This is a genomic window from Bradyrhizobium guangdongense, from assembly GCF_006483445.1.
In the GTDB taxonomy this organism is placed as follows: domain Bacteria; phylum Pseudomonadota; class Alphaproteobacteria; order Rhizobiales; family Xanthobacteraceae; genus Bradyrhizobium; species Bradyrhizobium guangdongense_A.
This window is the reverse complement of record NZ_PPPT01000018.1, coordinates 18,008-33,064: the sequence shown is the minus strand read 5'-3', so window position 1 is coordinate 33,064 and position 15,057 is coordinate 18,008. Positions and strand designations below refer to the sequence as shown.

Here is a 15,057-nt window from a genome sequence, read left to right as displayed (position 1 = left end):
AGTGCGGTAGAGTGAGCATACGACTGAGAACGGGACCATGAAGCGCAAACCATCGACCGAGGCGACCTCCGCCTGGATCCGCCTGATGCGGGTGCAGAGCCGGGTGCTCGACTGCGTGGAACAGGACCTGAAGAAGGCGGGCTTCCCGCCACTCGCCTGGTATGACGCGCTTTTGGAACTGTCGCGCGCGCCGACCGGTGAGCTGCGCCCGGTCGAGCTAGAGCGGCAGATGCTGATCCCGCAATATTCGACCTCGCGCCTGATCGACCGCCTGGTCGACGAGGGCTTGGCCTCGCGCCGCGAATGCAAGATCGACAAGCGCGGCCAGTTCGTCGAGATCACCGAGGCCGGACGCGAATTGCAGAAGCGGATGTGGGGTGCCTATTCCGCCGCGATCGAAAAATATGTCGGCTCGAAGCTGTCGGATGCGGACGCGGTCAAGCTGAGCGGTCTGCTCGACCGTCTCGGCTGCTCCTGCGGCGAGATGAAACTGCCGCCGGTCAACGAAAGCACCACGGCCCGATGATCCCGCATCACACCACAACGTCCGCGACCCCCGGGGTTCGCGGACTTCACTGTCACCTCGCGCATTCGGTCGAAGCGCTTTTGATTAGAGTTTGATATGGCGCGAGACCAGATCGATATGACGCCGCTGCAATCGCGCGACGAACTCGTCGCGTGGTTCGAGGAGGGCTGCAAGCCGAGCAGCGAATTCCGCATCGGCACCGAGCACGAGAAGACCCCGTTCACGCTCGAGGGCTTGCGTCCCGTGCCCTATGAGGGCGCGCGCGGCATCGGCGCGCTGCTCGACGGCATGAAGCTCCTGCTCGGCTGGGAGCCGATCATGGAGAAGGGCAACATCATCGGCCTCTACGACGTCACCGGCGGCGGCGCGATCTCGCTCGAGCCGGGCGGACAGTTCGAATTGTCGGGCGCGCCGGTTGAGACCGTGCACCAGACCCAGAGCGAGCTGATGGCGCATCTGGCGCAGGTGCGTGAGATCGCAACGCCGCTCGGCATCGGCTTCCTCGGCCTCGGCATGACGCCGTCCTGGTCGCGCGCCGAGATTCCGGTCATGCCCAAGGGCCGCTACAAGATCATGACGAACTACATGCCGAAGGTCGGCAAGTACGGCATCGACATGATGTACCGGACCTGTACCGTGCAGACCAATCTCGACTTCTCCTCCGAAGCCGACATGGTCAAGAAGCTGCGGGTGTCGCTGGCGCTGCAGCCGATCGGCACTGCGCTGTTCGCCAATTCGCCCTTCACCGAAGGCAAGCCGAACGGCTTCCTCTCCTTCCGTTCCGAAATCTGGCGCGACACTGACAACGCGCGTGCGGGCATGCTGCCCTGGGCATTCGAGGACGGCATGGGCTTCGAGCGCTATGTCGACTACGCGCTCGACGTGCCCATGTATTTCGTCAAGCGCGGCGACGATTACATCGACGTGTCAGGCTCGTCGTTCCGCGCCTTCTTCGAGGGCCGCAACAATTTCTTCCCCGGCGAGCGCCCGACGCTGTCGGACTGGGCCAACCATCTCTCGACGATTTTCCCCGAGGTGCGGCTGAAGCGCTATCTCGAGATGCGCGGCTCGGATGGCGGTCCCTGGGGCCGGCTGCCGGCACTGCCGGCCTTCTGGGTCGGGCTGCTCTATGACGACGTTGCGCTCGATGCGGCCTGGGACCTGGTCAAGCACTGGAGTGCGCATGAGCGTCAGGCGCTGCGCGACGATGTGCCGCGCTTGGGCTTCAAGGCGCGCATCAAGGACCGCTATCTCTTCGAGATCGCCAAGGAATGCCTTGTCCTGGCCCATGCCGGCCTGCGGCGCCGCGGCAAGATCGACCATCTCGGCCGTGACGAAACCCGTCACCTTGAACCGCTCGACCGCATCATCGATTCCGGTCGGACGCCGGCCGAGGAACTGCTGGAGAAGTTCAACGGGCCCTGGAAGGGTTCTGTGGAACCGGCTTACGCGGAATACGCGTTCTAGAGCGCCGTCCATCGGCAGCCGCTCTAGTTCAATCGTCTGATTGCGCCCTTGGCGCCGTTCATCGCCCATACAGGTTTGCGGCGATCAAATGACCGGCTGCAAAAAGGGCAATGCGTTCAATAACTCGAAAGCTGTTCTGATGGGGAAAGGCCACCTCGCAGGGGCCTTCAAGGCAAAGGTTTTGGCGTGCGCGCTGCTGCTCGTGGCCGCGCTGGCGCCCTCGCTTGCGGGGGCGCAGACGGCGTTCGACCGTCCGGGCGGCGACTATGCCAGCACGCCTGTGGCCTCCGGCGACCCCGAGGATTGCGCGCTGCTCTGCGAACGCGACCGCAAGTGTCGGGCCTGGAGTTTCGCCTATCCCGATCGCGAAGGCGGCAGGGCGGTGTGCTGGCTGAAGAACACCGTGCCGCCGCGCGTTCCCGAAAGCTGCTGCATCTCCGGCGTGCGCGGTGCCGGCGTCATCGAGCCGCGCATTGAAGGGGTCGAGAACTCGATCGACCGCCCCGGCGGGGACTTGCGCAATTTCGCGCTGAAGCCCGATGAGGGCGAGGACGCTTGCAAGGCCGCCTGCACCGCCGACAACAAGTGCCGAGCCTTCACCTATGCGCGCCCCGGCTACACCGGCAGCGACGCGCGCTGCTTCCTGAAGAAAGAGATCAAGCCGCCGCGACGGAAGGCAGGGTTTATTTCGGGCGTGGTGCGATAGCCCGAAACTCGGTGCCGTAGGGTGGGCAAAGCGAAGCGTGCCCACCACTGTCACCGCGATTGCCGATGGATGGTGGGCACGGCGCAAGCGCGCCTTTGCCCACCCTACGGCATCTCCTTCGCCGCAATCACCGTGAGCTCCGGCCACAGCGCCTTCCACCGCGCGACCTTGGCATCGTAATTCGCCACCGAAAAATTCGGCCCCGGATTGGGCCGCGCCACCAGGCCCGCGACGTCGTCAAAACCGTGCGGTGCATAGACGTCGTAGCCGTCTTCCGTCTTTCTGATGCCGACTTGCGTGTTCTGCGTGAGGAAGCGATCGATGCCGTCGGTTGAACATGCGAGCTGTGGGTAGGGCAGGCCGTGCTTCTGCGGGTACCAGAGATGCACGCGCGCCTGGTTGCGCGCTTCGACCTTGACCGCGAGATGCGCAAGCCGCGCCTGTAAGGCGCGGATCACCGCATCCTCCGCCTCCCATGATGTGTCGGGGTCGAAATAGAACACGTCGTAATCGGCGATGCCGTGATCGACAGCGCGGCCCGTGAGCACGTTCCACGCGGTCTGCACCAGGCAGCCGGAGACGAGCCAGGCATCGGGCAGCGCGAGCCGCGTTAGTTCATCCGCGATCGCGACGTTGATCGGATTCCGTAGGGCAAGTGCGAGGAATTCGTCGCGGGTCATGCGCAGTCACACCAATGCGCGCCAAACGGAAGGCGCAAGGCTCCCTCGCCCCGCTTGCGGGGAGAGGGTGGGGTGAGGGGGAGTCTCCGCGGGGGTGGTCAGAGTTGGACTCGCGGAGAGTCCCCCTCACCCGAATTCGATCTGCGATCGAATTCGGGCTCTCCCCGCAAGCGGGGAGAGGCGAGAAGAAGGGTTACTTCACCGCGGTAAAAAACCGCGAGGGACGGAAGCCGGAGAGCCAGGTCCACACCGGCTGGCTGCGCATACCGAGATCCCAGGAGCCGAGCACCGCATCGGCGCGGCCGACGAGATTGTCGACCGGCAACAGGCCGACGCCGCCGGAGCGCAGGGGCACGCGGCTGTCCGCTGAGTTGTCTCTGTTGTCGCCGAGCACGAACAGATGCCCTGCCGGCACCTTGATCTCCGGCGTGTTGTCGAGCGGGCCGTTGTCGCGCATCTTGAAGATGAGATGCGACACGCCGTTCGGCAGCGTCTCGATATAGCGATAGGCGGGCTCGCTGCCGCCATTGTCGTCCTCGGCCTGTCCGACGCCGTCGGGTTTCAGCTCGCAGGGACGATCGTTGATGAAGAGCTGGCCCTGCCGGATCTGGATGCGATCGCCGGGCAATCCGACCACGCGCTTGACCCAGGCCTGCGAACGGTCGCCGGGCCAGCGGAACACGACGACGTCGCCCTGCTTCGGCGTCTCGGCGAACACGCGACCGGTTTCCGGCAGGTTGATCTGGATCGGCAGCGAGGAGGTGCCGTAGCCATAGGGGAATTTCGACGCCAGCAGCGCATCGCCGATCAGCAGCGTCGGCTCCATCGAGCCCGACGGCACGTAGAACGGCTCGGCGAGCGCGCCCTTGGCGATGAACACGGCTGCAACGATGCCGGCGAGCTGCACGAGCTGGCCGCGCCAGCTACCGCTCTTTTTCGTGCTCGCCACTTTCTCAACGCTCATCCGCCAGTGCCTCCAACCGTGATGCGCTCCATCAGCAGCGACGGCTGGCCGACGCCGACGGGAACGCCCTGTCCGTTCTTGCCGCAGGTGCCGATGCCGGTATCGAGCGCGAGATCGTTGCCGATCATGCGAATGCGATGCAAATCGGTCGGCCCGTTGCCGATCAGCATGGCGCCCTTCAGGGGCGCGCCGATCTTGCCGTTCTCGATCTTGTAGGCCTCGGTGCACTGGAACACGTATTTGCCCGAGGTGATGTCGACCTGGCCGCCGCCGAAATTCGCGGCATAGACGCCGTTCTTCACCGACGCGAGAATCTCGGCCGGATCGCGGTCGCCCGCCAGCATGTAGGTGTTGGTCATGCGCGGCATCGGCACATGGGCATAGCCCTGGCGGCGCCCGTTGCCGGTCGGCTTCATGTTCATCAGGCGCGCGTTCTGGCGGTCCTGCATGTAGCCGACGAGGATGCCGTCCTCGATCAGCACGGTGCGGTTGGTCGGCGTGCCCTCGTCGTCGATCGAGAGCGAGCCGCGCCGCGAGGCCATGGTGCCGTCGTCCACGACAGTCACGCCCTTGGCCGCGACCTGCTGGCCCATCAGGCCGGCAAAGGCCGAGGTCTTCTTGCGGTTGAAATCGCCTTCGAGGCCGTGACCGACGGCTTCATGCAGCATCACGCCGGGCCAGCCGGCCCCTAACACCACGTCCATCTCGCCGGCCGGTGCCGGCACGGATTCGAGGTTCACCAGCGCCTCGCGCAGCGCGCCGTCGGCGGCGTCGCGCCAGTTGCGGCTCTCGATGAATTCGGCATAGCCGGCGCGACCGCCATAACCCTTGCTGCCGCTTTCCTGCCGGTCGCCCTGACCCGCGACGACCGAGACGTTCACGCGCACCAGCGGACGGATGTCGCGATAGCTCTCGCCGTCCGGCCGCAGGATCTCGACGACCTGCCAGGTCGCCCCTAAGCTGACGCTGACCTGCCGCACCCGCGGATCCTTGTCGCGCAGGTAAGCATCGATCTCCGCGAGCAGCTTCACCTTGGTCTCGAAGCCCGGCGCATCGAGCGGATTGTCGTCGGCATAGAGCCGCACATTGGTGTGCGGCGGGGGAGCCGCAAAGCTGCCGGAGTAGCCGCCGCGCACGGCTGCGACCGCATCGGCGGCGCGGATCAGCGCCGGCAGCGACACGTCGGAGGAATGCGCGTAGCCGACCGCATCGTCCTTGACGGCGCGCAGGCCAAACCCCTGCGAGGTGTCGTAGGTCGCCTGCTTCAGCCGGCCATTGTCGAACATCAGCGCTTCGGTCTGGCTGTATTCGAGGAACAGTTCGCCGTCGTCGGCGCCGGCCAGCCCGCGCGCGACTTCGTTGCGGACCTGGTCGCGGTCGAGATTGGCGCGCTCAAGCAGGGAGGTGGTGGCGGGATTGGTCATCATGCGTCCGTTGTCGGAGGGATGTGCGGCAAGATAATGGTTTCAGATGCGTTCGGCGAGGGGCGGTCCAAACACATTACGGAAACGACATGATTCGAAATCGTCCGATATCACCCCTTCATTGCGAGCGTAGCGAAGCAATTCAGACTGCCTCTGCGGAACGAACCTGGATTGCTTCGCTACGCTCGCAATGACGAGTGAGGTGCACTCCGTTGTCCCGGCCCAGTGCGCAAGAAAGCGCCAGCCGCCCTACGGCAGCTTGTCATACCCGTCGCCGAGCCCGTTCAGGCTGAGCGGGAAGCCGATTCCTTCTTCCGGGGTCTCGAAGATGATGAAGGTCGCGGTCTTGGCGCTGCGGAGCTGGCCGAGGAGCTTGTCGTCCATCACGACCTCGGCGACGCAGCCATTGGGCAGGCAGCGGACGAAACCGGCGCGGCCGACGTCCTGGTTGTCGAGCTTGAGGCCGAGGCCGGAGGGCAGCAGCACGCCGAGCGGCGCGACCACCCGCATCAGGCGGCTCTTCTGGTCGGCGGTCTTGAGCACGATCACGGTCAGGCCGGCGTTGGAACGGTCTTCGGCGACGACACTCTGGATCAGGGCGCATTGCTCGGCCTGGGCGCCCGGCGGGGTGTCGCAGCGGATCTGCCAGTCGCCATGCACCGAGCGCACCGCGCCCTGCGCATGGGCGAGGCCGGGAAGGGCGAGGAGGGCGGAGGCGGCCAGCAGGCCGGCCAGCATATTCCAGCGTCGCACCGGGTATCCCCTGAGTTTCGAGAGCCCCATCGGGTCAATCCCTCTGATCGCGCCTTGTTCGCCTTGCAGGTCTGCCAGGTCGTACCGCTCGCCTGGGTCGTTTCGGTCGAACTATCGGAACTGATACGGGAAATGACGGCGTCTTGAAGGCGATTCGCAAGCAAATATCGCGCCGCGCGCCCGCCTCAAGCCCGCACGAATCAGGTTCCGGCCGACCAGCTCGGCTGTGCCTACAGCGGGCAATCCTGCTGTCAAGCCGCGGCGCCACCGGGAACGGTATTTTTGTCTGAAGTTACTGGGAAATATCTTGCGTGTGATGGCTGACAGACAGGCCTCAAGACTGCATTGCGATAGATCAAGAATTATGGTTTGAGAGGCTGATTTCGGCGTTCTAGCGATCTGGCCCAAGTCTCTGAGAGGCGTGTCTCTTAGAGGTATTCTTGAGAGGCGGTTTGTCAGAGGGCGGATCGTGAAAAGCATTCCCCGACGATGGGCGGAATGCATTGGGGTAATTTCTTGAGGGGAGCGCGAACGGCATGAGGATGTCGATGGGCCGGATGGGCCGGCACTTGCTGGGATTGGCCGTAGCGGGCGTGATGATGGCCGCTGGCGGCGCAGCCCTCGCGGGCGAGCTGGGTCAGCCGTCGCCGTGGGAATGGACGCTGCAGCCCTCCGGTTCGCCGGTGATGGACAACATCGTCTGGTTCCACAATTTCCTGTTCGTGCTCATCACCGTCATCACGCTGTTCGTGCTGGCGCTGCTGGTGATCGTGGTGGTGAAGTTCAACGCCCGCGCCAATCCGGTGCCGTCGCGCACCACCCACAACACGCTGATCGAAGTGGCCTGGACGCTGATCCCGGTGCTGATCCTGGTCGGCATCTCGGTGCCGTCGTTCCGCCTGCTGTTCCTCGAGCTGGACATTCCGAAGGCGGACCTCACCGTGAAGGCCACCGGGAAGCAGTGGTACTGGTCCTACGCTTATCCCGATAACGGCAAGTTCGAGTTCGATTCGCTGATGGCGCAGGACAAGCAGCCGCGCCTGCTCGGCGTCGACAACGAGATGGTCGTGCCGGTCAACAAGGTGATTCGCGTCCAGACCACCGGCGCCGACGTCATCCACGCCTTCGCGCTGCCGGCCTTCGGCGTCAAGATCGACGCCATTCCGGGCCGCCTGAACGAGACCTGGTTCAAGGCCACCAAGGTGGGCATGTATTACGGCCAGTGCTCGGAACTGTGCGGCAAGGACCACGCCTTCATGCCGATCGCGATTCGCGTGGTCAGCGACCAGGAGTTCGCCTCCTGGGTCGAGACCGCGAAGAAGAAATATGCGAGCGGCGGCACGAGCACCTTCGCTTCGGCCGCGGGCCCGACGCAGTAAGCGTCGGGTTGAGGGGACTAAAGGGCGGGACCCCCAGGAAGCTTGGACGGGTCCGAACGGGACGCAAGGCAGGATTTGAAAATGGCAACGAGTGCAGCGACACACAGCGACCACGCTCATGACGATCATGCGCATGACCATCCGACCGGATGGCGGCGCTACGTCTATTCGACGAACCACAAGGACATCGGCACGATGTACCTGGTGTTCGCGGTCATCGCCGGCGTCATCGGCGCCGCGATGTCGGTCGCGATCCGCGCCGAGCTGATGATCCCCGGCGTGCAGATCTTCCACGAGACGCACACCTACAACGTCTTCGTCACCAGCCACGGCCTGATCATGATCTTCTTCATGGTCATGCCCGCGATGATCGGCGGCTTCGGCAACTGGTTCGTGCCGCTGATGATCGGTGCGCCCGACATGGCGTTCCCGCGCATGAACAACATCTCGTTCTGGCTGCTGCCGGCCTCCTTCGCGCTGCTCCTGATCTCGACCTTCGTCGAGGGCGAGCCGGGCGCCAACGGCGTCGGCGCCGGTTGGACCATCTACGCGCCGCTGTCGACCTCGGGTCACCCGGGCCCGGCCGTCGACTTCGCGATCCTGTCGCTGCATCTGGCCGGTGCCTCGTCGATCCTGGGCGCGATCAACTTCATCACCACGATCTTCAACATGCGCGCGCCGGGCATGACCCTGCACAAGATGCCGCTGTTCGTGTGGTCGATCCTGGTGACGGTGTTCCTGCTGCTGCTGTCGCTGCCGGTTCTCGCCGGCGCGATCACCATGCTGCTCACCGATCGCAATTTCGGCACCACCTTCTTCTCGCCTGACGGTGGCGGCGATCCCGTGCTGTTCCAGCATCTGTTCTGGTTCTTCGGCCACCCCGAAGTGTACATCCTGATCCTGCCCGGCTTCGGCATGGTCAGCCAGATCATCTCCACCTTCTCGCGCAAGCCCGTGTTCGGCTATCTCGGCATGGCCTACGCCATGGTCGCGATCGGTGGCATCGGCTTCGTGGTGTGGGCGCACCACATGTACACGGTCGGCATGTCCTCGGCGACGCAGGCCTATTTCGTGGCGGCGACCATGGTCATCGCAGTCCCGACCGGCGTCAAAATCTTCTCGTGGATCGCCACGATGTGGGGCGGCTCGATCGAATTCCGCGCCCCGATGATCTGGGCCGTGGGCTTCATCTTCCTGTTCACGGTCGGTGGCGTCACCGGCGTCGTGCTGGCGAATGCCGGCGTCGACCGCGTGCTGCAGGAGACCTACTACGTCGTCGCGCACTTCCACTACGTGCTGTCGCTCGGCGCCGTGTTCGCGATCTTCGCCGGCTGGTACTACTGGTTCCCGAAGATGACCGGCTACATGTACAATGAGGGCCTGGCCAAGGCGCACTTCTGGATCACCTTCATCGGTGTGAACCTGGTGTTCTTCCCGCAGCACTTCCTCGGCCTGTCGGGCATGCCGCGCCGCTATGTCGACTATCCGGATGCGTTCGCGGGCTGGAACTACGTCTCGTCGATCGGCTCCTACATCTCCGGCTTCGGCGTGCTGGTCTTCCTGTACTGCGTGATCGACGCCTTCGTGAAAAAGGTTCCGGCTCCGAATAATCCGTGGGGTCCGGGTGCGACCACGCTGGAATGGACGCTGACCTCGCCGCCGCCCTTCCACCAGTTCGAAGTGCTGCCGCGCGTGCAATAAGCAAGAACTCCGCGGCGCCCGTCACGGGCGCCGCGGCTCTATCAGGAAGCGAGTTCAATTAAGTGTCCGTCCTCGACCACAACGCCGTCGACATCAATCCCCGGATCTCCGAAGCGGAGCCTGGCGATTACATCGCGCTCCTGAAGCCGCGCGTGATGTCGCTCGTGATCTTCACCGCGCTGGTCGGCATGGCGATGGCACCCGGGCATTTCCATCCCGTGCTGGCGATCACTGCGCTGCTCTGCATCGCCGTCGGCGCCGGTGCGTCCGGCGCGCTGAACATGGCGCTCGAGGGCGATATCGACTCGAAGATGTCGCGCACGGCGAACCGGCCGATCCCGCGCGGCCGCGTCACCAGCGGCGAGGCGATGGCCTTCGGCCTGACGCTGTCCTTCTTCTCGGTGATGACGCTCGGCATCCTCGTCAACTGGATCGCAGGCGCGCTGCTCGCCTTCACCATCTTCTTCTACGTCGTGATCTACACGATGGGCCTGAAGCGCTGGACTGCGCAGAACATCGTGATCGGCGGCGCCGCCGGTGCGCTGCCGCCTGTCGTGGCCTGGGCCGCCGTGACGGGGACCGTCGACGTCGAGCCGCTGCTGCTGTTCGCCATCATCTTCTTCTGGACCCCGCCGCACTTCTGGGCGCTGGCGCTGTTCCGCTCCGACGACTATGCGCGCGCCGGCATTCCGATGCTGCCGAACGTCGCCGGCCCCGATGCCACCCGGCTGCAGATCCTGCTCTACACCATCGTCCTGATCGCAGTTGCGGCGGCGCCCTGGGCGCTCGGCTATTTCGACGCGATCTACGGCGTCACCTCGCTGGTGCTCGGCGCCGGCATGCTGGTGCTCGCCATCAACGTCTATATTCGCCGCGAGCGCAGCCAGTCGCTGCGCGCGACGCGCAAGCTGTTTGCGTTCTCCATCCTTTACCTGTTCGTGCTGTTCGCGACCCTGCTGCTCGAGGTCGTGGTCCGCGCGCTTGCTCCGATGGTTGGGGGCGCATGATCGAGGCATGGCCGACAAGTCAGAGCCAGATGGAATCGTCCTCACGGACGCGCAGAAAAAGAGCCGCCGTCAGCGTTCGATCGCGATCGCGCTCGCACTCGGCGTGCTCGTGCTGCTGTTCTTCGCAGTCACCATGGTCAAGGGACCAGCGGTGCTGATACGGCCGATGTAACGAGAGAAATGGATCAGAAACCGACCATAGCGCAGGATGTGACGCCCAAGCTGGCAACGCGCCGCGGGCCCTTCAAGGGGCTGGGTCGTGACGCGATGGTCGCCTCGATCTGCGGCCTCGTCGTCGCGCTCATGGTCGGCGCATCCTACGCCGCCGTGCCCTTCTACAACTGGTTCTGCCGCGCCACCGGCTTCAACGGCACCACGCAGGTCGCAACGTCGGCGCCCACGACCGGCCCGCTCGCGCGCAAGATCGCGGTGCGCTTCGATTCCAACGTCGCGCCGGGCCTGCCCTGGAAGTTCGAGCCGGAGCAGACCGAGATCGAGGTCAATGTCGGCCAGGTCGTCACCGTCTACTACACCGTGACCAACCAGGCGGCGCGGACCACGGCGGGGCAGGCGGCCTACAACGTCGCGCCGCTGACGGTCGGATCCTATTTCCAGAAGATCAACTGTTTCTGCTTCACCGAGCAGACCATGGCGCCCGGCGAGAAGCGGGAGATGCCTGTGGTGTTCTATGTCGATCCGTCGCTCGCGGATGATCACGACAATGACGGGCTCGGCACGATCACGCTTTCCTACACGTTCTATCCCGTCCGCGATCCGGTGGTGAAGCCGCTCGCCTCGGGCGAGAACGACAGACGCAAGGGTAATCTTTGATCGCCGCGATCTCAGGGATCACGGTGATTGGAATTTGAGGGGACAAGTGCCTCACGGCACGGGCTAAGGAGACTGACCGCAATGGCAACCGCGCACGGCAAGCAACACGATTACCACCTGGTCGATCCCTCTCCGTGGCCGGCCGTCGGCTCGGTGTCGGCCTTCATCATGGCGGTCGGCGCCATCGCGTGGATGCACCACATGTTCAAGGGTGCGCCGATCGTGTTCGGCATCGGCACCATCGGCGTGCTCTACACGATGGCAAGCTGGTGGGGCGACGTGATCAAGGAAGCCCAGTACAAGGGCGACCACACCCGCGTCGTGCAGCTTCATCACCGTTACGGCATGATCCTGTTCATCGCCTCCGAGGTGATGTTCTTCGTGGCCTGGTTCTGGGCCTATTTCAACGCCGCTTTGTTCCCGGCCGACGCCGTCCACGCCACCCGTGACGCCGTGTTCGGTTGCGGCCTCGGCACCCAGGCCGGCGCCTGCGCCGTGCCGGGCACCTGGCCGCCGAAGGGCATCGAGACCTTCGATCCCTGGCACCTGCCGCTGCTCAACACGCTGATCCTGCTGACCTCGGGCACCACGGTGACCTGGGCGCATCACGCGCTCCTGGAGAACGATCGCCAGGGCCTGAAATACGGCCTGATTCTCACCATTGTGCTCGGCGCCGCCTTCACCTGCGTGCAGGCCTATGAATACGGCCACGCCGCGTTCTCGTTCGCGGGCAACGTCTATGGCGCGACCTTCTTCATGGCGACCGGCTTCCACGGTTTCCACGTGCTGGTCGGTACCGTGTTCCTGACCGTGTGCCTGGCGCGCGCCTATGCCGGCCACTTCACGCCGAAGCAGCACCTCGGCTTCGAGTTTGCCGCCTGGTACTGGCACTTCGTCGACGTGGTGTGGCTGTTCCTGTTCCTCTGCATCTACGTCTGGGGACGCGGTGCCGAGGTCATGGCGCACGGCGCGCACTAGGCGAAGATTGATCATGCTACAAAGGGGCGGCCGCGATGGCCGCCCCTTTCGTTTAACAGGAGAGGGGAAGGAGCTGGTATGACCGACTATCCTCCCACCACCGTCCTGCAGAGCGCGATGCGCGGGCTCGCCTGCAAATGTCCGCGCTGCGGCCAGGGCAAGATGTATGCGGGCTTTCTGACGCTCGCGCCCGCCTGCGACCGCTGCGGCCTCGACTACGCCTTCATCGACACCGGCGACGGGCCCGCGATCTTCATCATCATGCTGGCCGGCGCGGTCGTGGTGGCCGCGGCGCTGATCGTCGAGGTCAAGTACCAGCCGCCGTACTGGCTGCATGCGGTGCTGTGGCTGCCGCTGATCCTTGCGACCACGCTGCTGCCGCTGCGCGCGATGAAGTCGCTCTTGATCGCGCTGCAATTCCACCACAAGGCGGCGCCGGGCCAGTTGATCGATCGCCCGAAATGAACGGCACGTCTCCGCGCAAGCCGGCGATTGCCGGCTTTGCCCTGTTCACGCTCGCCATGATGGCGGCCCTCATCGCACTCGGCGTCTGGCAATTGCAGCGCCGTACCGCCAAGCACGAGCTGATCGCCGCACTCACCGAGCGCCTCGCGACGGCGCCAGTCGCGCTGCCGCCATCCGCGCAATGGAGCAGGCTGAATGCGGCCAGCGACGAGTTTCGCCGTGTCACCTTCACGGCGACCTATGCGCCGCTGCCCGATGCGATGGTCTACAGCTCCGGCTCCGCGGTGCGGAAGGATGCCTCGGGCCCCGGCACCTGGGCCTTTCTGCCCGCACGGCTGCCGAGCGGGGAGATAGTCGTGATCGACGCCGGCTTCGTCGAGAACACGATGCAGGACCGCGCGTTGCAGGACCGCGCGGCGAAGAAGCTCGTCACCGGCGAGCCCGTAACGCTGACCGGCTACCTGCGTTTCCCGGAACAGCCGGGCTGGCTGACGCCGGCCGAGAACCGCATCGCGCGGCTCTGGTTCGTGCGCGATCAGCATCTGATGGCGAGCGCGCTGGGCTGGGGCGCGGTCGCGCCGTTCTATGTCGACCTGGAGCGGCCCGCGCCCGCCAACAACATCCCGCGGCCCGGCCCGCTCGACGTGCATCTGAAGGACGACCATCTGCAATACGCCATCACCTGGTTCTCGCTCGCGGGCGCCGTGCTGATCGCATTCGGCGTCTGGGCGAGGGGGCGGCGGCGGGCCTGAGCCGGTTCCGGAGCCGAAACCCGGGATTGTCCGGTCTTCCCCATTCAGCGCATGTTCACGACAATGATCCTAAGCCGCGCGCGCATTTTCCTTTCGCGGCACCAGGGACGGACGCGTGAACGATATCGACCAGATGGGCATCGTCGTGGATTGGCTGGACGCCTGCCGCAAGGGCGACCTCGCCTCGATGCTCGATCTCTACGCCGACGATGCCGAGCTGGAATGCCAATGCGACGGCGCGCAGGTCTATCACGGCCGCAACGAGATCGGCGCCTATTGGGAGCCGAAGATCAGCGCCTTCTCCTTCACCGGCGTCGGCCTCGAGGACATCAGCCCTGCGCCTGAGGGCGTGGAGCTCGAATATTCCGTCGCCGGCTCCTTGCGCATCCGTGCGCTGTTCGGCTTCGGCGATGACGGCAAGATCGTCCGTACGCTATGCGAACCCGCGCAGCAGAACCCGGCCGATTGCTGCGCGTGTTAGCGAGCAAAGTGGACGCCCGTTCACATCGAGCCGAGCACCGCAATCGCTGCAGCAATCCGCAGGACGGCATTGTCACATTAGGTCAATTCTAACGGAGGTGGCAGAATTCGCACTTTCTATTTGTTCCCGACGCGTTATCAGTCAGGAAAAGAGAGCGCGCAATGCAAGACACCGCCAGGCCTGCGACCAGGGTTTTGATCGTCGACGACCATCCCGTAGTCTTGTCCGGTTGCCGAACTCTCCTCGCCGTCGACCAGTCGATCCGGATCGATGAGGCGATCGACGCCAAATCCGGTCACCGCGCCTATATCAGCAAGCGCCCCGACGTCACCGTGATCGACATCGGCCTGCCCGACGTGTCCGGCTTCGAGCTGATGCGCCGCATCCGCAAGGATGATCCGGATGCCAAGATCATCATGTTCAGCATGAACGACGATCCGGCCTTCGTGGTGCGCGCCGTCGAGCTCGGCGCGCAGGGCTACGTCTCCAAGGGCGACGATCCCAAGATCCTGCTGAAGGCGGTGCGCAAGGTCGTTGCCGGCGACAACTTCATCTCGCCGCAGTTGGCCGAAGCCGTGACGTTCTCGGGCGCTGCGATCAAGGCCAATCCGGCCTCGCAGATGACGCCGCGCGAATTGGAGATTCTTCGATTGCTCGGCCGCGGCGACAAGATCGTCGAGGTCGCCGAGGCGCTCGGCATTTCCTACAAGACGGTCGCCAACACCACCTCGCTGCTCAAGCAGAAGCTCAACGCCAAGAACCATTCCGACCTGATCCGCATCGCGGTGGCGATGGGACTGGACTGAAGCGTTTTCGAGCGAAGTGGGCTCCGGTTCGCGTCAAGCAAACGCGTGAAAGCAAAAATCGAGCACGTGCCCGTTCGGGAAAATTCGGAACATTGCGCCGGATCGGCCGTTTTTGCTCTTGACGATCTGATGACGGC

Annotated in this window: 17 protein-coding genes; 13 read left to right on the top strand and 4 right to left on the bottom strand. The window is 64.6% G+C overall.

The window, feature by feature from the left end; genetic code table 11:
• Positions 1–37: 37 nt before the first annotated feature.
• The 3 genes from C2U70_RS02625 (at position 38) to C2U70_RS02615 (ending at position 2,699) form a co-directional block, all read left to right on the top strand.
• A complete protein-coding gene (locus C2U70_RS02625; RefSeq protein ID WP_140976303.1) occupies positions 38–526 on the top strand; it encodes a MarR family winged helix-turn-helix transcriptional regulator in 489 nt (162 codons plus the stop codon).
• A 96-nt stretch (positions 527–622) separates the two neighbouring features.
• Complete coding sequence (locus C2U70_RS02620; protein ID WP_140976302.1) at positions 623–1,993, top strand: glutamate--cysteine ligase; 1,371 nt, start codon at positions 623–625, stop codon at positions 1,991–1,993.
• Between the two features lie 139 nt (positions 1,994–2,132).
• Positions 2,133–2,699, top strand: coding sequence for a PAN domain-containing protein (locus tag C2U70_RS02615; RefSeq protein ID WP_140976301.1), 567 nt, complete (start codon positions 2,133–2,135; stop codon positions 2,697–2,699).
• A 104-nt stretch (positions 2,700–2,803) separates the two neighbouring features.
• Here C2U70_RS02615 and C2U70_RS02610 read toward each other — a convergent pair whose 3' ends face one another.
• The 4 genes from C2U70_RS02610 to C2U70_RS02595 form a co-directional block, all read right to left on the bottom strand.
• Positions 2,804–3,379, bottom strand: a complete 576-nt coding sequence (locus C2U70_RS02610; RefSeq protein WP_140976300.1) for a nucleotidyltransferase family protein — start codon at positions 3,377–3,379, stop codon at positions 2,804–2,806.
• A gap of 193 nt (positions 3,380–3,572) precedes the next feature.
• Positions 3,573–4,343 (bottom strand): signal peptidase I, encoded by a 771-nt coding sequence (gene lepB, locus C2U70_RS02605; protein WP_140976299.1) that lies wholly within the window; start codon positions 4,341–4,343, stop codon positions 3,573–3,575.
• Positions 4,340–5,767, bottom strand: coding sequence for a metalloprotease TldD (gene tldD / locus C2U70_RS02600; RefSeq protein ID WP_140976349.1), 1,428 nt, complete (start codon positions 5,765–5,767; stop codon positions 4,340–4,342). The genes lepB and tldD overlap by 4 nt, the downstream gene beginning before the upstream one ends.
• 249 nt (positions 5,768–6,016) lie before the next feature.
• On the bottom strand, positions 6,017–6,550 hold the full coding sequence (locus C2U70_RS02595; RefSeq protein WP_246666645.1) for an invasion associated locus B family protein: 534 nt from the start codon (positions 6,548–6,550) through the stop codon (positions 6,017–6,019).
• Between the two features lie 506 nt (positions 6,551–7,056).
• Here C2U70_RS02595 and coxB point away from each other — a divergent pair.
• The 10 genes from coxB (at position 7,057) to C2U70_RS02545 (ending at position 14,920) form a co-directional block, all read left to right on the top strand.
• On the top strand, positions 7,057–7,899 hold the full coding sequence (coxB, locus tag C2U70_RS02590) for a cytochrome c oxidase subunit II (protein WP_140976298.1): 843 nt from the start codon (positions 7,057–7,059) through the stop codon (positions 7,897–7,899).
• Positions 7,900–7,980: 81 nt separating this feature from the next.
• On the top strand, positions 7,981–9,600 hold the full coding sequence (gene ctaD / locus C2U70_RS02585; protein WP_140976297.1) for a cytochrome c oxidase subunit I: 1,620 nt from the start codon (positions 7,981–7,983) through the stop codon (positions 9,598–9,600).
• Between the two features lie 62 nt (positions 9,601–9,662).
• Positions 9,663–10,607, top strand: coding sequence for a heme o synthase (locus C2U70_RS02580; RefSeq protein ID WP_140976296.1), 945 nt, complete (start codon positions 9,663–9,665; stop codon positions 10,605–10,607).
• A 7-nt stretch (positions 10,608–10,614) separates the two neighbouring features.
• On the top strand, positions 10,615–10,779 hold the full coding sequence (locus tag C2U70_RS02575) for a CoxF protein (protein ID WP_140976295.1): 165 nt from the start codon (positions 10,615–10,617) through the stop codon (positions 10,777–10,779).
• A gap of 8 nt (positions 10,780–10,787) precedes the next feature.
• Positions 10,788–11,438 (top strand): cytochrome c oxidase assembly protein, encoded by a 651-nt coding sequence (locus C2U70_RS02570; RefSeq protein ID WP_140976294.1) that lies wholly within the window; start codon positions 10,788–10,790, stop codon positions 11,436–11,438.
• 81 nt (positions 11,439–11,519) lie between these two features.
• Entirely contained in the window at positions 11,520–12,416 is an 897-nt protein-coding gene (locus C2U70_RS02565) for a cytochrome c oxidase subunit 3 (RefSeq protein ID WP_140976293.1), read from the top strand.
• A gap of 78 nt (positions 12,417–12,494) precedes the next feature.
• Positions 12,495–12,881 carry a DUF983 domain-containing protein gene (locus C2U70_RS02560; RefSeq protein ID WP_140976292.1) on the top strand — a complete coding sequence of 129 codons (387 nt, stop codon included), beginning with the start codon at positions 12,495–12,497 and terminating at the stop codon, positions 12,879–12,881.
• Positions 12,878–13,633: an SURF1 family protein gene (locus C2U70_RS02555; protein ID WP_140976291.1), complete on the top strand. Its 756-nt coding sequence runs from the start codon at positions 12,878–12,880 to the stop codon at positions 13,631–13,633. The genes C2U70_RS02560 and C2U70_RS02555 overlap by 4 nt, the downstream gene beginning before the upstream one ends.
• Positions 13,634–13,748: 115 nt before the next feature.
• Positions 13,749–14,114 carry a nuclear transport factor 2 family protein gene (locus C2U70_RS02550; protein WP_140976290.1) on the top strand — a complete coding sequence of 122 codons (366 nt, stop codon included), beginning with the start codon at positions 13,749–13,751 and terminating at the stop codon, positions 14,112–14,114.
• A gap of 161 nt (positions 14,115–14,275) precedes the next feature.
• The gene (locus tag C2U70_RS02545; RefSeq protein ID WP_140976289.1) at positions 14,276–14,920 is read left to right on the top strand and encodes a response regulator transcription factor; all 645 of its coding nucleotides are present in this window, start codon (positions 14,276–14,278) and stop codon (positions 14,918–14,920) included.
• Positions 14,921–15,057: the final 137 nt, after the last annotated feature.

Bases quoted from the DNA above. Each gene is read 5' to 3' on its own strand.
- C2U70_RS02595 (WP_246666645.1), bottom strand. From the start codon at position 6,550: ATGGGGCTCTCGAAACTCAGGGGATACCCGGTGCGACGCTGGAATATG.
- C2U70_RS02575 (WP_140976295.1), top strand. From the start codon at position 10,615: ATGGCCGACAAGTCAGAGCCAGATGGAATCGTCCTCACGGACGCGCAG.
- tldD (WP_140976349.1), bottom strand. From the start codon at position 5,767: ATGACCAATCCCGCCACCACCTCCCTGCTTGAGCGCGCCAATCTCGAC.
- C2U70_RS02545 (WP_140976289.1), top strand. From the start codon at position 14,276: ATGCAAGACACCGCCAGGCCTGCGACCAGGGTTTTGATCGTCGACGAC.
- ctaD (WP_140976297.1), top strand. From the start codon at position 7,981: ATGGCAACGAGTGCAGCGACACACAGCGACCACGCTCATGACGATCAT.
- C2U70_RS02565 (WP_140976293.1), top strand. From the start codon at position 11,520: ATGGCAACCGCGCACGGCAAGCAACACGATTACCACCTGGTCGATCCC.
- C2U70_RS02625 (WP_140976303.1), top strand. From the start codon at position 38: ATGAAGCGCAAACCATCGACCGAGGCGACCTCCGCCTGGATCCGCCTG.
- lepB (WP_140976299.1), bottom strand. From the start codon at position 4,343: ATGAGCGTTGAGAAAGTGGCGAGCACGAAAAAGAGCGGTAGCTGGCGC.
- C2U70_RS02610 (WP_140976300.1), bottom strand. From the start codon at position 3,379: ATGACCCGCGACGAATTCCTCGCACTTGCCCTACGGAATCCGATCAAC.
- C2U70_RS02615 (WP_140976301.1), top strand. From the start codon at position 2,133: ATGGGGAAAGGCCACCTCGCAGGGGCCTTCAAGGCAAAGGTTTTGGCG.
- C2U70_RS02560 (WP_140976292.1), top strand. From the start codon at position 12,495: ATGACCGACTATCCTCCCACCACCGTCCTGCAGAGCGCGATGCGCGGG.
- C2U70_RS02620 (WP_140976302.1), top strand. From the start codon at position 623: ATGGCGCGAGACCAGATCGATATGACGCCGCTGCAATCGCGCGACGAA.
- coxB (WP_140976298.1), top strand. From the start codon at position 7,057: ATGAGGATGTCGATGGGCCGGATGGGCCGGCACTTGCTGGGATTGGCC.
- C2U70_RS02555 (WP_140976291.1), top strand. From the start codon at position 12,878: ATGAACGGCACGTCTCCGCGCAAGCCGGCGATTGCCGGCTTTGCCCTG.
- C2U70_RS02570 (WP_140976294.1), top strand. From the start codon at position 10,788: ATGGATCAGAAACCGACCATAGCGCAGGATGTGACGCCCAAGCTGGCA.